Source organism: Paenibacillus sp. FSL H8-0332, assembly GCF_037963835.1.
Lineage (GTDB): Bacteria > Bacillota > Bacilli > Paenibacillales > Paenibacillaceae > Paenibacillus_AQ > Paenibacillus_AQ rhizoplanae.
In genome coordinates this window covers 2373476-2388882 of sequence record NZ_CP150145.1, presented here as the reverse complement: position 1 = coordinate 2388882, position 15407 = coordinate 2373476, and the positions used below count along the sequence as shown (strand labels likewise).

At 53.5% G+C, this 15407-nt stretch carries 11 protein-coding genes; 1 reads left to right on the top strand and 10 read right to left on the bottom strand.

The genetic code is table 11. The features are described 5' to 3' along the window. Nucleotides 1-95: 95 nt before the first annotated feature. The 10 genes from NST43_RS10195 to NST43_RS10150 form a co-directional block, all read right to left on the bottom strand. The gene (locus NST43_RS10195) at nucleotides 96-1616 is read right to left on the bottom strand and encodes a response regulator (protein WP_339224189.1); all 1521 of its coding nucleotides are present in this window, start codon (nucleotides 1614-1616) and stop codon (nucleotides 96-98) included. Then, entirely contained in the window at nucleotides 1604-3418 is a 1815-nt protein-coding gene (locus NST43_RS10190; protein ID WP_339224187.1) for a sensor histidine kinase, read from the bottom strand. Before NST43_RS10190 ends, NST43_RS10195 begins: the two co-directional genes overlap by 13 nt. Nucleotides 3419-3442: 24 nt before the next feature. Then, nucleotides 3443-4975, bottom strand: a complete 1533-nt coding sequence (locus NST43_RS10185; RefSeq protein ID WP_209992433.1) for a response regulator transcription factor — start codon at nucleotides 4973-4975, stop codon at nucleotides 3443-3445. A 131-nt stretch (nucleotides 4976-5106) separates the two neighbouring features. Further along, on the bottom strand, nucleotides 5107-6018 hold the full coding sequence (locus NST43_RS10180; RefSeq protein ID WP_339224185.1) for a carbohydrate ABC transporter permease: 912 nt from the start codon (nucleotides 6016-6018) through the stop codon (nucleotides 5107-5109). A gap of 14 nt (nucleotides 6019-6032) precedes the next feature. Further along, complete coding sequence (locus tag NST43_RS10175) at nucleotides 6033-7019, bottom strand: ABC transporter permease subunit (RefSeq protein ID WP_036693453.1); 987 nt, start codon at nucleotides 7017-7019, stop codon at nucleotides 6033-6035. 111 nt (nucleotides 7020-7130) lie between these two features. Beyond that, nucleotides 7131-8810, bottom strand: a complete 1680-nt coding sequence (locus tag NST43_RS10170) for an extracellular solute-binding protein (RefSeq protein ID WP_339224182.1) — start codon at nucleotides 8808-8810, stop codon at nucleotides 7131-7133. 454 nt (nucleotides 8811-9264) lie between these two features. Further along, complete coding sequence (locus tag NST43_RS10165) at nucleotides 9265-11517, bottom strand: glycoside hydrolase family 95 protein (protein ID WP_339224180.1); 2253 nt, start codon at nucleotides 11515-11517, stop codon at nucleotides 9265-9267. 21 nt (nucleotides 11518-11538) lie between these two features. Continuing rightward, complete coding sequence (locus NST43_RS10160) at nucleotides 11539-12558, bottom strand: zinc-binding alcohol dehydrogenase family protein (protein WP_339224178.1); 1020 nt, start codon at nucleotides 12556-12558, stop codon at nucleotides 11539-11541. Then, complete coding sequence (locus tag NST43_RS10155) at nucleotides 12558-13517, bottom strand: aldo/keto reductase (protein WP_339224176.1); 960 nt, start codon at nucleotides 13515-13517, stop codon at nucleotides 12558-12560. The genes NST43_RS10160 and NST43_RS10155 overlap by 1 nt, the downstream gene beginning before the upstream one ends. 5 nt (nucleotides 13518-13522) lie before the next feature. Beyond that, nucleotides 13523-14374 carry an amidohydrolase family protein gene (locus NST43_RS10150; RefSeq protein ID WP_339224174.1) on the bottom strand — a complete coding sequence of 284 codons (852 nt, stop codon included), beginning with the start codon at nucleotides 14372-14374 and terminating at the stop codon, nucleotides 13523-13525. A 131-nt stretch (nucleotides 14375-14505) separates the two neighbouring features. Between NST43_RS10150 and NST43_RS10145 the strand changes: the two genes are divergently transcribed. Continuing rightward, entirely contained in the window at nucleotides 14506-15375 is an 870-nt protein-coding gene (locus tag NST43_RS10145) for an AraC family transcriptional regulator (RefSeq protein WP_339224172.1), read from the top strand. Nucleotides 15376-15407 lie beyond the last annotated feature (32 nt).

The following is a 15407-nucleotide window of genomic DNA, read 5'->3' as shown; positions in this document are numbered from 1 at the left end:
TTTGGGACAACTCTCTCTATCATAACGCATTTGTATGCGTTTACCATCACCAAAGTAAATAGATGGACCCCAAATAAATAATTGCACCCTATTTGTTATCCGCCCTGCGCTTGAGCCTGCGCCCGGAACGCAACGGGCTTCAGCGCCGTCCGTTTCTCGAACTCTCTTAAGAAATGATGATAGTGTACATAGCCGACACTCTCCACAATGCTTCTGACCGTGTCATGAGTGTCGATCAGCCGCTTCTTAGCCGCTTCAATCCGTAAATTATGAATATACTCGAGAATGCTGATGCCGTGCTTTTTGATGAAGGCCTGGCCCAGATACACCGGATTGATATAGAAATGCTCTGCAATCTCTTTCACCGTCAGATGCTCCGAATAATGCTCCCTCAGGAAGCATTCTACGCGTATCAGCGGATGCTCGGAGTTACGCTCCTTGTGCTGGCGGATATAATTCATACTGGTTCCCAGCGCTGTCTCCAGGGTGACCTGCAGAGCTTCCAGGGATTTGGGCTCGGTTCTGAAAAAATCAAGCGTGCCGATCCACTGATCGTCCGCACCCCCGAATTCCTTCAGCAGCTCCATGCTCCGCAGCATGATATCCATGCCCGTCATCTGTACGACGCCCGGATCTGTCCTGTTCTCCTTGAACACGCTGAACAATTCGCTCAGCTTCTCCACCACCTTCTGCTCATGCAGCCGCTCCACTGCGCTGAAGAGCTCCTCAATCAGCTCTGCGGAAGGAAGCGTATAGTTCACCTGGCCTTCGGCTTCGCTGGCCGAATTCACCGGACCACTTCCATCCGAATAAAAGTAGTGGCGGGCCGCAGCGCCTGCCGCTTCCCGGTAGGAGACCGGCAGCTCGCGGAGGGAACGCACACTTGGCCCGATGCTGACCGAACCCTTCACACCGCTGCGGGTCAGCCCGGCGTATAGCTGATCCGCCAGCCCGGCTGCCGTCTCCGGGCTCTCAACGACCAGCCCTGCCTGATCCCCGGGCAGATCAATAAACAGGGCGCCGGCCGGTCCGGCCAGCTCCCGGCAGAGGTCCGTAACATTGCTGCTCTGGCCCTCCACATGCACATACGTCCAGCCTGTGGCTGCCTCATCCAGGCGGTCCATCTGCTCGGCCGCCTCCTCTTCCGGCTCCGCCCAGTGGCCCTCAAGCATGCGCGCAATCGCAAGCGGCAGCAGCTGGCTGGCCAGCATACTCTGCTGCATAGTCTGCTTAAGGCGCAGCTCCAGCTCATCCGTAATGTCTGTAAGCACCTTATCCCATTCCGCATCGACGACCGGCTTCAGCAGGTAGTGCCTTACCCCGTAACGAATAGCTGTTCTGGCATACTCAAATTCGCCGTAGCCGCTGAGCACGATGAAGATCGGCTGCTCCATATCGAGGCTGCGAACGCGCCGGATCAGCTCAAGCCCGTCAATCTCAGGCATGCGGATATCCGTAATCACAAGATCGGGCGAGCTGCGGATAATGGCATCCAGTGCCTCCTCCCCGTTCTCACAGGAGCCGCATACCTCGAAGCCCAGCTCCTCCCAGTCGGTTAGCGTCCGCAGCCCCTCTAAGGCAATCGTCTCATCATCTGCGAGCACTACTTTATACATGAGCTCCCTCCCCCATCGGAACCAGACTCAAACTCCCCCGGAATCTGGATAGTAATGACCGTACGTTCGTATTCGGTGCTCTCAATACTGAATTCGGCTCTGCCGTTATAGTACAGCTTGAGGCGTTTATACACATTGCGGAGCCCGACATTCTGTCCCGTATCCTCCTCTGTCTCCAGATGGGACTTGATCCATTCCAGCTTCTCTTTCTCGATTCCTTTGCCATTGTCAGTCACTATAATCTGCAGACCTGTGTCATTCCGAGAAGCGGACACGTGGATTTCTCTTGCCCATTTGACCGACTGCAGGCCATGCTTGCAGGAATTCTCCACCAGAGCCTGTATACTCATCTTGGGAATCCGGCAGTTCAGCACCTCAGGCGCAATATCCAGCACATAAGAGAACCGGTTCTGGAAACGGAACTTCTCAATCTGCAGGTACATCTCGATGAAGGATACCTCCTCCTCCACCGTAATCAGATCATCCTTCCAGCTCAGCAGCCTGCGCATAATCAGGGCCAGATTGCGGATGACATCGGTGACTTGTTCATATTTATACTTCTTACAGATGACCAGGATCGCATTCAGCGTATTGAAAAGGAAATGAGGGTCTACCTGGCTCTCCAGATATTTCAGCTCTGCCCGGACCCGTTCCAGCTCCAGATCCTTTTTCTGAATCTCCAGCTTGTAGACATCATTGATCAGATTACGGATTTTATCGGTCATCAGATTGAAGCTGCGGATCAGACCGCCGATCTCATCCTTCCCTTCATACATATCAATGCTCTCGAATTGCTCATATTTGACCAGCTTCATATGCTTATAGAGCAGCCGTACCCGCAGATTGTAGGAGCGTATAATCACGATCATGAGCAGAGTGGGCAGGATGATCGTCAGCAGGACCAGAATCAGCGAGTTCCTGAGCGCCCGGTCCATCTCATGATTGATCTTACGCCCTTCAGGAGTTCCGACCAGCCGCCAGCCCTTGGTATAGGCCGCACTGCTAAGCGCCCGGACAATCTGCTTGGAAGGCTGGTCAAGGCTGGTGTCCACATTCAGCAAGGCACTCGCATCCAGCGAGGAGAAGGAACGGTCCGAAGCCAGCACGAGCCGGTTCTTTTCATCCAGCAGCTTGAAATCCAGATAGTCACGCTCCTTCTGGAACAGCTCCTGCATGTTGTTCAGCCGCAGATCAATCCTCAGATATTTGGTGTAGGGCTGGCCCGTGAAGTTATCCAGCTTGCGGATCAGGCTGACCAGCACCTCCTGCTGCGGCGGATTCAGCGGGTTGGTCCCCTGATAAGAAGTGAGCAGCACCTTACCTGTGCTGCTTGAGATTTTGCGGTACCATTCACTCTGCTTATCCGCGTACGACAGATTGAAGTAGCTGTTGCCGTTCTGGATCGTCGGATTAGAGGTGTATATGCCCATCCAGGAAATATAGGAGTGGAGAGTGCTGTACTGCCGCAGCTTATCCTTCAGAGAATCATTATAGGCATCATAATAAGCCTCATTATCCGGATAGGCGTAATCCATCATCTCCATGTAGGGCCGGTCCGCAGCTACCGTATTGCTGATGGCCACGCATTCGTTCACGATCTGCATCAGGTCATAGACTACCCGGTCTACCGAAATCTCCAGGTTCTCCCTCTCCCGTGCCTCCACATTACGGCTGATCTGTACATAAAAGAGGGCATTGATGCTAAGTATGGGGACGAGCACACACAGTAAGTAGATAAACAAAAACTTGTATTTAAGCGGAATATCATTGATGAAAGCAGATGGCTTCCGGTTATCCTTCATGCAGGCCCCCTCCTCCCTCTTGATTTAACTCTTCTTGTATGCCGAAGGCGTAACTCCGTTAAGCGCCTTGAACTTGGCGGCGAACACATCGGCGTCTGAATAGCCCACTCTGCTTGCGATATCCGTAATTCCCATATCGGTCCGGCGCAGCAGCTTCTTCGCTTCTTCAATCCGGTATTCATGCAGATAATCGTTAAAGGAGCTGCCGTAATACTTCTTGAACCGTTGTCCCAGGTAGGCGGAGTTCACATGCAGATGCCCCGCAATATCCTGCAGCTTCAGCTTCTCCTGATAATGCCCGCGGACATACTCTATCGCTGCGGACACGATCTGATCCTCTGCCCTGCCGCCCGCAGCAGCAGCGAACCACTCTGCAGCCTCACATAGCTCTTCCTCTATCTGACGCTCAAGCAGCGGCAGACAGCTTGCCGTGTGCCGGGACGGGAACCATTTCTGCACCCACTGCGTATAGTCTCCCCCTCTGGCGGTAATTTCACGTAGCAGCTCAGCTTTGACATTGGCCAGAAAAGCGTCGATCCATGAGCTTGAAGCCACCTCCGCCGAGAAAATCCTGAACACCTCGCCAAGCTGCGCAGTGAGATGTTCAACCTTCCCTTCGGTGACGGATTGCAGCAGCGATCGTCTCAGCTCTGCCGGAAGCATAGCCATCTGCGTCTTATCCTGCTTCTCGAAGAAACCGGCCACCTCGCCCCCCGGGGCATCCGGCCTGCACAGCTCAGCAGCCAGCGCCTCATGGTATGCCGTATTCAGCGCCTCCGGGCCCTGATGCTGAAGACTTGCCGTGAAAAAGACAGGCGTGGGATACAGCGGCCGCAGCTCCTCCATCCAATTGGTGAGCAGTGCCCGGTCAAGCTCCGGCCCTTCCTGCGGGGACACCAGCAAGTATCCGTGCTTCCCGCTGCCTGCGGTGAACGGATAGACCGCAAGGCTGCGCAGCGGCTCCTTGCCGCTCATGGCGGCGACTTGCTCGCGCATATGCAAGCTGTCCGGCGCGGGTCCATGGACCAATATACAGCATAGCCGCGAGGCGGGGGCGATCCCCAGCGTCTTCAGCCCCTGCTCGCGCTCTTCCTCCGTATTCTCCCGCATCAGGAGCCGGGATACCGTATCCTCCTGCATCAGCGCCGAGAGCGCTTCACGCCGTGAGGACGCCTTGCGTTCCTTAAGAATCTGTTCCGTGACCGTCTGCAGCGCCTCCGTCAGCTCGTTTTCATCCAGAGGCTTGGTTAGATAATTGGATACTCCGTATTTAAGCGCCCGCTTGGCATACTCAAAGTCAGCATAGCCGCTAAAAATAATAAACTTCGGACGGCAATCGCTCTCAGACGTTCTTCGGATCAGCTCAAGGCCGTCGATGACCGGCATACGTACATCGGTGATAACCAGATCAGGGCGGGTGCTGTGAATCAGCGCCAGCGCGTCCTCCCCATCCAGCGCCTCACCGCACACTTCAAAGTTCAATTTCTCCCAGTCTACCAGGAACCGAAGCCCTTCCAGCATCAGCGGCTCATCGTCGGCAAACAGTACCTTAAGCATTGGATCACCATCTTTAATGAAGTATTTTGAGTTCTGCAACGCTCACCAATATGGAACAGGAGAAACCGCTTCGGCTGCACCCGAAACGGTTATAGTATACATATTTTTCTTACTATAATACGTAGTGACAATTACTCTTTTACGCTACCCAGGTTCAATCCTACCACGAAATACTTCTGCAAGAAAGGGTAGACGAACAGAATCGGGACCGCTGTAACGATCGTAATCGCTGAACGCATGGAAGCTGGCGTAACCAGTGACTGTACTTGATTGTTCTGGCCTCCCGCAAGCATCGAAGGATCATTGTTCGCACTCATAATCGAGCCGAGCATCTTCATCATTTCGTATTGCAGGGTGCTAAGCTTGATATCCGAGGAGGCATACAGGAATGTGTCAAACCAGGAATTCCATGAGCCTACCGCGATGAAGAGTGCGACAGTTGCCAGTACAGGCGTACACAGCGGGAAGATGATTTTCCAGAAAATTCTGAATTCTCCTGCCCCGTCAATCTTCGCCGATTCGGTAAGGCTGAACGGAAGTCCGCGGATATACGTCCGCATAATAATCAGGTTGAACGCGCTGACCAGACTCGGCAGGATATAGACCATGAAGTTATGCAGCAGGCCCATATTCTTGATCAGGAAGTAGTTCGGAATCAGTCCGGCATTGAAATACATAGTCAGGATGAACAGCAGGCCGATCTTTTTGCGGAAAATATATTGCGGCTGCGCCAGTGCATACGCCAACATCGTAGTCAGGAATACACCAAGCATCGTTGAGATAATCGTACGGGATACCGAGATAAATGCGGCATGATAGATTGTTCCTGATATAAAGACCGCCCGGTAATTCTCCAGCGTCCATACACGGGGCCAGAGATAGATTCCCCCGGTAAGCGTGTCACTGCCGTCATTGAAGGATACCGCCAGCGTCTGGAGGAACGGATAAAGTGTGACAGTAACCACAAAGAGCATAAATATCGTGTTGAATGTATGAAATACAACCGGCTCAATCCGGCTTGAACCTTTGGTCCCGGCTTTCATATGGGCTTCCTCCTCTATAGTAATCGCTCTTCGCCGAGGCGTTTTGCGACATTGTTTGCGATGAATACGAGAATGACACTGACAATCGTTTTGAAGATCCCTGCCGCCGTAGCCAGCGAGTAGTTACCCATAGCCAGACCATACTTCACTACAAAGATATCAATGGTTTGCGAATAGTCCACAGTAAGTCCGTTGCCCAGCAAATATTGAAGCTCGAAGCCGGCATCCAGAATATGTCCAATGTTCATAATCAGCAAAATCACGAAGGTAGCCTTGATTCCCGGAAGCGTGATATAACGCATCTTTTGAAAACGTTTCGCGCCGTCAATGGAAGCTGCCTCGTACAGGGAAGGATCGATGGAGGTAATGGCCGCCAGATAGATGATCGTGCCCCAGCCCACCTCTTTCCACACGTTCGACGCCCCGATAATGCCCCAGAAGTATTTCCCTTCACTGAGCCACATAATCGGATCTTTAATCAGGTGAAGCTTCATTAGAACGACATTGACAATCCCGCCATCGATGGAGAGTGAAGTGGACACAATCCCCGCAGCGATAACCATGGACAGAAAGTGCGGCAGATAGGAAATCGACTGAACCGCACGCTTGAAGAACTTGAGCTTGATCTCATTCAGCAGCAGCGCCAGACCGATAGCCGTAACCGTACCCAGTACAAGGTTAATAAAACTCATGGCAATGGTATTGCGAAGTACCAGCATAAAAGTATCATCAGAGAATAAGAATTTGAATTGCTGCAAGCCTACCCATTCCTGCTGGCCAAAGGACACCGCCGGGCGGTAATTCTGAAAGGCCATGAGCCAGCCCCAAATGGGAACATAGTTGAAGATAATCAGATAGAGTGCAATGGGCACAGACATAAAAATAAGCTGCTTCTGTGTTTTCAGTGTTTTCCAGCTGAGTTCCACACCGATTTCCGGATCGATTTTGCTTTTTCGGGTCTTCTGTTTTTTGACCTGTTTGTCCAGTACGGCATCAGACATGTTGTATTCCCTCCTGTAAAAATCATTCTCTCCACGTTGTCCTATTCACGCAGTCCTATTTAGGAAGAGCGGGAAATAACATTTCCCGCTCCTATTTCTGTATTGAATGGTTTATTTAACGCTCCATTTTTCGATGCGCTGCTGGATGCCTTCATTCATCCGGTCTTCATAGGCCTTGATGTCCAGCTTGTGGATTCTGTCCACATAATCCTGCCATACGCCCTCGAACTCTGCAGGACTGGCCATAATGGCTTTCGGCAAATATTTAATCATGAGGTCATTCAGCTTGGACTGTGCGAGCTGGGCTGGTGAACCATCTTTAAGCACGACGGAATACGCAGGGAAGTAGATGTTGTTCTCTTTTGGTTCTTTGAAGAATTCGGACCAGGATTTCTTGTTGTAGGCTTTCAGAATCTTCTGGTCGTAAGGCTTCAGGCTGTCGAAGAATTCCTGCGGCTGTGTGCCGGCATCTGCTGCGTTACCGTCGCTGTACGTACCTTGAATCTTAGGCATGTAACCGAACATCCCTGAGATTTTGTTAGCAACCTGCCAGCTGGTCTGCTCTGCATTGTTCCGTTGCTCAGGCGTACGGTAGAAGGAGCCGTCTGCATTCACTTCATAATCTTCGCCTTTCACGCCCCATTGAAGCGTCTTCTGCCAATCCTCGGTAATCATCTTATCCCAGAATTTGAGAATGCGGACAGGGTCCTTGGCATTGATCGAAATTCCGAATCCGCGGTTGGTGCCGACCGCTCCGCGGTCACGATACCATTCTTCTGCACCCGGATAGAGCAGAGGGAAGCCGATATACGTATTTTCCAGCTTGCCTTGGGAGATCAGGGATTTCTCGCCGTCCTGGAAGTTCCAGTGCTGGTCGAACATCCCGATTACCTTACCGCTTGCTACCTTGGCCAGATACTGGTCATAGTTCTGTACGAAGGCTTCTTTGTCCATCAAGCCTTGAGCGTTGATGTCATTAAGCTTCTTGTAGTACGTCTTGGACATATCCTTGTCGGCAAAAATCTGTGCTACATTGTTATCTACAACAACGGCCCCATCATTCGGATGCCCCGACAGATGCTCTGGGGGATTCTGCAGCGGGAACACGCGCCAGTCGAAGTTGAGTGATTCGAACCCGATCATATCCGGGTGTTTTTCTTTATATTTGGCAATGATGTCGAAATACTCATCCAGGGTCTTAGGAGTAGGGTAGCCCATTTCCTCAAGCACACCTTTTTGCAGCCAGAAGCCTGGTCCCTGATAAGTAGGCTCGGTGATTTTACCTTGATAGACGCCATAGCTTGGCAGTACATAGATGTGGCCGTCACTCTCATCCTTGATCTGGTTCCAGACCGCACCGTAATGCTTCTTCAGGTTGGGAGCGTATTTCTCAATCAGATCCTCAAGCGGAATGTATGCCTTGGCGTTGATTAATTTGTCGTCGCCCGACAGGATGTCCGGGTAGTCGCCTCCGGCAATCATGACACCGAGCTTCTGCTGCAGGTCGCCGACAAGGAATTCCTGGTTGAAGGTGATTCCGGTCTCGTCTTTGATCAGCTTCAGAATCTTATTGTCAGGTGTTGGCTGTTGTCCGGGACCATTCATGAATACCGAGAACGTTACGGGTGCAGTGTCGTCTCCTGCTGCTGCCGGACTGGCGTTACCTCCAGTGGCTGAATTTTTGCCTCCGGTGTTAGTGTTGTTGCCTGATCCACAGCCTGTAAGTGCCAGTGTGAGTGCTAGTACACCGGCCGCAGCGGCCTTAGCTGAACGTTTTGCCGTTTTGTGCATGTTATTATGCCTCCCCTTTTTGGCTAATCGCTTATGTTTCTATTTTCTCTTGGTGACAACTTTAATTATACGTTTTCAGAATGCGCTTACAATTCATAGAATATAGGTCTTCCCCCCTGAAAATTCATAAAAAGAAAACGTTTGCTTACAGTACGGCAGCGGAATTGCCGTTCTTTCTTAGCTGGCTGTGCGTGGCGTTGAGCGTGTTGACGGCCTCCTCGGGTTGGCAGGATTTTGGCGGGTGCAGACGGATGAAAACGAATGAAAGCGGAATCAGGGGCACTTGTGCTCTTCATATGTCCCACGCGCCGTCCCCCAGTAAATTGCTGTTCAGTTTTTCGCATACATTCGGCCCACGCGCCGTTCTAGCCAATCACAGCAGAAAGGGATTGACGCAAATGCGCCAATCCCAGTGTACTGTCTTATAGTATTCGTTAACCACATAGCCTACTATTCAGCCACAGCGGGTGAATGTATACGAGCTTCCCGCTTCTCCTGTGAACGATACGGAATCAAGTCCTGGACCTTCGAGCCGGCAAGGGCCGGATACGGTACATGTTACCACTGCTTCCGTAACGAGTCCACCGCTCCAGGTGAAATCGAGGGTATAGCCGCCTCTTGCCCGCAGTCCCTTGACACTGCCCTCGCTCCAGTCCGCTGGCAAAGCAGGCAGCAGTCTGATCCTATCTGTATGACTCTGCAGCAGCATCTCCGCAATGCCCGCTGTTCCTCCGAAGTTCCCGTCAATCTGGAAAGGCGGATGATTGTCGAACAGGTTAGGCAGGGTCGAATGCTCCAGCAACGCCCGGACATTGGTATAGGCTTTGCCCTCATCTTGCAGTCTGGCCCAGAAGTTAATGATCCATGCCCGGCTCCAGCCGGTATGTCCACCGCCGCTGGCAAGTCTGCGTTCCAGCGTCGTACGGGCCGCTGCCGCCAGCTCCGGCGTATGCTCCACCATGAAGGCATCCCCCGGATACAGCGCGAACAGATGCGAAATATGCCGATGCCCTGGCTCTACCTCTTCGTAATCCTCCATCCATTCCTGAATCTGGCCGTATTTACCGATCTGCGGCCCTGGCAAACGATCCAGCGCTGAGCGGAGCTCTTCGCGGAATGCCTCGTCCCGGCCAATAATCTCCGCGCTCTGGATGCAGGCCTTGAACAGCGCCTCAATAATCTGGAAGTCCATAGAGGCTCCGGCACACAGCACGCCCGATTCCCCGCCAGGTAGCTGGTAGGTGTTCTCCGGCGAGACGGACGGGCAGGTAATCAGCCGGCCCGACTCATCCTCTATCAGATAATCCAGCAGGAACTGTGCAGATTCCTTCATCGTATCGTAGGCATTCGCCAGATAATGGCGGTCCTGACCGAACCGGTAATGCTCCCACATATGCAGACACAGCCAAGCTGCTCCCAGCGGCCAGAACGATGCTGGCAGATACGTATCCTGAGGAGCAGTATCTGCCCAGATGTCAGTATTGTGATGTGCCGTGAAGCCGCCACAGCCGTACATCACCTTCGCAGTCACCCGTCCCGGCTCACGCATCCGTTCGATCAGATCGAACAGCGGCTCATGGCATTCCGCCAGATTACAAAGTTCAGCCGGCCAGTAATTCATTTGCGCGTTAATGTTAATCGTGAATTTGCTGTCCCAGGCCGGGGTGAAGCTGTCGTTCCAGATGCCTTGCAGATTTGCAGGCAAGGAGCCCGGACGGCTAGAGGCAATCAGCAGATAACGGCCATATTGGAAATAAGTCGAGATCAGTCCGTGGTCTTCTCCTCCCTGCCGGAACCGATTTAGCCGTTCACTGGTCGGCAGTCCGCTCAGCTCCGGGTCCTCCGGCAGCGTCAGCGCAACCCGGCCGTATAGGCTGCGGTAATCCGCGACATGACGGGCAAGCAGCTTGTCATAAGGAACGCTACTCAGCTCTTCAAGCTGCCGCTTGGCATACAGCGCCGGATCGGGATGGCGGAACGTGGTTCCTGCAGCAAGCAGCAGCGTTATCGAGCTTGCCCCCTCCACCAGCACGTATTCGCCGATGTTGCGGCAGATTCCATCTTCTGTGACGGCCTTTAATACAGCAGCGAAGGAGCTGCCCCCGCGCCCGCCGCATTCTCCGCCCATCACCAGCCCGCTGTCATTCCATTTCTCGGTCTTCTCCAGCATTCTCCAGTTCTGGCGGTTAAATCTGGCCTTCAGGGAGATTGCGTTCTTCCGGTCAGAGGTGATCCGCAGCACGATGGCTTGATCCGGGAAGCTGGCGAACAACTCACGGGTATACCGGACTCCGCCGGTGGAATAACTCACCCGCGATACGCCGCGTTCCAGATCCAACTCACGGCTATACTCTTCCACTGGCTGCTCATGTCCGCTGAATGACAGCAGCAGGTCGCCCAGCGGCAGATAATGGCGCTGCGCTTCCGGCAGCCCCACCATCGTCATGGCCGCCAGCTCCTCCGCTTCCTGCAGCTTGCCTTCCAGAATCAGCTGGCGGAGCTTCGGCAAGTGGGGCAACGCATCTTCGTTGTTGCGGTCACGCGGACCTCCGTACCATACGGAATCCTCATTGAGCTGCAGTTTCTCCTCGGCCGCCCGGCCAAAGATCATCGCCCCGAGCCGGCCGTTGCCGATCGGCAGCGCCTCATTCCATTCCTGTGCCGGTTCACTGTACCATAACCGCTGGCTCTGTTCCGTACTTGTCATCGTTGCTTCGCTCCTTCGCAGTTAATTCAGCTCAACCAATGCCTTGATCACCTTGGATTCAGGATTCAGCCAGCTCTCGAACTGGCCGGTCATCTCCCCGAATGAGCAGCGGTGGGAAATATAGCGGTCCACATCAATGTAACCGTCCCTAATGGCGCTAATCACCCGTTCGAAGTCCTCGCGGGTCGCATTTCTGCTGCCCTGCACCGTCATTTCCCGGGCATGGAAATCCGGGTCACTAAAGGTAATGTTCCCTTTGACCAAGCCGACATAAGTCAACGTACCACCATGCCCCACCAGTCCGAAAGCTCCCTCCATAGAAGAGATGTTGCCGGTGGAATCAATGACATGCGGCAGGAAGTTGCCGTCTGTAAGCGTCGATAGCTGTTGCTTCGGCTCCTTCAAGGCGCTTACCTTATGCTCCGCCTGGGCCCAGCCCTTGCAGAAGGCCAGGCGTTCATCGTTGACATCCATCGCAATGACCTTCGCACCGGCGTACCGGGCCATGGCCATCACTCCAAGTCCGATCGGGCCTGCTCCAATCACAAGTACCTGATCCCCGGCGCTGATTCTTGAGCGCCGCACCGCATGGGCACCAATCGCCAGCGGCTCCAGCATGGCCGCCTGATCCAGCGTCAGCCCGTCTGTCTTCAGCAGATTGCCTACAGGCAGACTCACCCGTTCCCGCATTCCGCCGTCTAGATGAACCCCGAATACTCTCATTTTCTGGCAGCAATTCGTTTTACCGTTCAGACAGGCCCGGCACTCTCCGCAATGCAGATAGGGGATGACACTGACCTGATCCCCTGCGCGAAGCCCTTGTGAATTGTCTCCAATGCGCTCAATGATCCCTGACAGCTCATGCCCCAGCACACGCGGATAAGTGAAATAAGGCTGGTTCCCCCGGTAAGCGTGCAGGTCTGTCCCGCAGATGCCGATCCGGCGGATGCTTACAATGGCTTCTCCATCCTGCAGCTCAGGCTCCGGCAGATCCTCGCGGAATACGAACTTTCCGATCTCCTCACAAATAATTCCCTTCATTATAAGCGCTCCCCGTTCCGGCTCTGTGCTTCGTTCCACTCCGGCTGTCCGCTCGGCCAAGTCGCCCCGTCGATCGGCTTCAGAATGTCCAGTACCTCTGCCAGTAATTGTTCATTGATCGGCTCTTCGGTCCATTTAATATTGTTGCGGATATTGTCCGGCGTTGCCGTACTCACCAGTGTCGTAGGAATCTGCTCATTCGCTGTAGAGAATTGAACCGCCAGCTTGGCGATTTCTTCTCCCTTGTCCCGGCAAAATTCCGCCGCACGCTGACACGCGGCCTGAATCTCGGCGCTCGCCGGATGCCAGTCCGGCACCTTGCGGTTGCTGAGCAGCCCCATGGAGATCGGCGAAGCATTGATCAGTCCGGTGCCTTGGCTCTCCAGCAGCGGAAGCAACCGCAGCAGCGTAGTATCATTCAGCGAATAGTGGCAGTAGGACAGGATAACATCCAGTGCGGTCTTCGACAACACGGTCTCGAAGATATTCAGCGGCAGGCCGGTCACGCCATAATAGCGGATTTTGCCGGATTGCTTCAGCTCCTCCAGCGCCGGAATCCCCTCCTCCATCACCTGCGTAAGCGAGCCAAATTCAATATCATGCAGCAGCAAAATATCCAAGTAATCTGTGCCCAGTCTGCCCATACTCTCTTCCGCACTGCGGATGATCCGCTCTCTGGAGAAATCGAATTCCCCCTCGCCGTAACGTCCGGCCTTCGTGCTCAGGATATACTTGTCGCGCGGTACAGTTTGCAGCGCTTCGCCCAGCACTGTCTCCGCTTTCATGAGGCCGTAGTAAGGGGAGACATCGATGAGATTAATCCCCATATCCAGCGCCGTATGCACCGTGCGGATACCCTCTTCCTTAGGCACATCCCGGAACACACTTCCGAGCGAGGACGCCCCGTAGCTTAATACGGAGACATCCAGTCCCGTATTCCCCAGCTTTCTGTATTTCATATCGCTCAACCTCCTATAATTAGTGAATCCAGCTTATAAAATCTAACAGCATTCGCTCCAAACACCGGCTCCATCTCTTCCGCAGACAATCGGCCTTGCAGTGCTGTGCGCAGAATCCCCACAACCTCCTCATAGGTTGCCGCCATCAGGCACACAGGCCAGTCGCTGCCGAACATCACCCGCTCGGGTCCGAACAGCTCCAGCATGGCATCTACGTAAGCGGTGAAATTCTCCTGCGTCCAGCCCTGAGGATCTGCTTCGGTGACCATCCCGGACAGCTTGCAGTAAATTCCCGGATGCTTGGCAACCTCCGCCATCAAGCTTCTCCACGGCTCTAATTGGCCCGAAGCAATCTTCGGCTTTGCCAGATGATCAATAACTCCCCGTAGTCCCGGAACCTGTTCCAGCATCTCAATGAGCTGGGGAAGCTGATCGGCCAGCACCAGCAGGTCCACCGGCACATCCCGCTCCGCAAGATATGAGAGCGCTTCTATATATGGCCGGGTCAAAAGTACACCGGGGTCTGCCATCTCCTGAATCATCACCCGCAGCCCGGTGAACTTCGGATGTCTGCTGAGACGCTCGAATTCTGCCTGGAAGGAAGGGCTTGCAAGATCCAGCCAGCCGATCACACCCGCGACAGACTCCGCCTGCTCGCTCAGTCCCAGAATGTATTCCGTTTCCTCCACGGTCGGCGCAGCCTGTACCACAATCGTGCGGCTGATCCCATGCTTCATTAGCTCCGGCTCCAGATCAGCGGGCAGATAATCCCGGAACAGCACCGGAATCTCCGGTGTAATCCATCCATAATCATCCCTGTCTATCTTCCAATAATGCTGGTGAGCATCAATATACATGATAACGCCTCCATTCCACCTTATTGTAAACATCCGATAAAGGAATAAAAATAGCTAAAACAAACAAATCTATACCTTATTTTGATATGATGTGGGTAAGTATGTTGAGATTCAACTCAGGGGGCGACGTCATGGAACCGATCCGCAAGTCTTTTGACCATCAATTGCCGTTTACGCTGCTGCTAGACTATAAGGAAACGAAAAGTCCGCAGCGCGAGCTGCCCGACCACCAGCATGACTGGTACGAATTCATCTACGTATACGGCGGTAAAGGAAGCTTTTTCATCGATCAGACCTTTTATGAGATGCATCCAGGCGACATCATTGTCGTTCCTGGGAATACGGTGCACCGGGGATTTCCCGACAATGAGGAGCCGGTGACCTCCTCTGCCCTTTTTTTCAGCCCGGCTCTGATCCATAACCATACCTACAGTGAGTCTTATCCCTATCTGAAGCTGTTCGACGCTGCCAAGACAAACAAGCAGTATAAGTATACCCTGTCCCCTGAACATGCTGAAATTCTGCAAAATGATATCGATGCGATCCACCAGGAGCGCGAGCAGAATCAGCCGGACGGCGGGCAGGCGCTTACGCTGCTGCTTCATCTTACACTGCTGCATCTGAACCGCTACTGTCTACCGCAGGCCGCCGAGCCGGTTGTTTCAAGTCCCTTGCTGCCGGAGTGGTTCCGTGAGGCGCTCAGCTATATCAACGATCATCTGGATCAGCCGCTGGAGCTAAGCTCCCTGGCTGCGCGGGCCTCGATCTCACCGGCCCATTTCAGCCGGGTCTTCAAGCAGCGTCTGGGAATGAATGTGACAGATTATATTGCGACGAAGCGGATTTTTGCCGCCAAGGACAGCCTGCTGCAATCAAGCTGTACCATCGAGCAGATTGCCATGGCCTGCGGCTTCGAGAGCCTGCCCCATTTCTACCGTACGTTCAAAAGAATCACCAGCATGACACCCGCCGCCTACCGCAAGAGTAACAGAGCTTACTAGAGCTTCTCTATTCAGCTTACAAAACGTTCAAG

Coding starts and splice junctions, on each gene's coding strand:
- NST43_RS10195 (WP_339224189.1), bottom strand. CDS start 1,616: ATGTATAAAGTAGTGCTCGCAGATGATGAGACGATTGCCTTAGAGGGG.
- NST43_RS10190 (WP_339224187.1), bottom strand. CDS start 3,418: ATGAAGGATAACCGGAAGCCATCTGCTTTCATCAATGATATTCCGCTT.
- NST43_RS10185 (WP_209992433.1), bottom strand. CDS start 4,975: ATGCTTAAGGTACTGTTTGCCGACGATGAGCCGCTGATGCTGGAAGGG.
- NST43_RS10180 (WP_339224185.1), bottom strand. CDS start 6,018: ATGAAAGCCGGGACCAAAGGTTCAAGCCGGATTGAGCCGGTTGTATTT.
- NST43_RS10175 (WP_036693453.1), bottom strand. CDS start 7,019: ATGTCTGATGCCGTACTGGACAAACAGGTCAAAAAACAGAAGACCCGA.
- NST43_RS10170 (WP_339224182.1), bottom strand. CDS start 8,810: ATGCACAAAACGGCAAAACGTTCAGCTAAGGCCGCTGCGGCCGGTGTA.
- NST43_RS10165 (WP_339224180.1), bottom strand. CDS start 11,517: ATGACAAGTACGGAACAGAGCCAGCGGTTATGGTACAGTGAACCGGCA.
- NST43_RS10160 (WP_339224178.1), bottom strand. CDS start 12,558: ATGAAGGGAATTATTTGTGAGGAGATCGGAAAGTTCGTATTCCGCGAG.
- NST43_RS10155 (WP_339224176.1), bottom strand. CDS start 13,517: ATGAAATACAGAAAGCTGGGGAATACGGGACTGGATGTCTCCGTATTA.
- NST43_RS10150 (WP_339224174.1), bottom strand. CDS start 14,374: ATGTATATTGATGCTCACCAGCATTATTGGAAGATAGACAGGGATGAT.
- NST43_RS10145 (WP_339224172.1), top strand. CDS start 14,506: ATGGAACCGATCCGCAAGTCTTTTGACCATCAATTGCCGTTTACGCTG.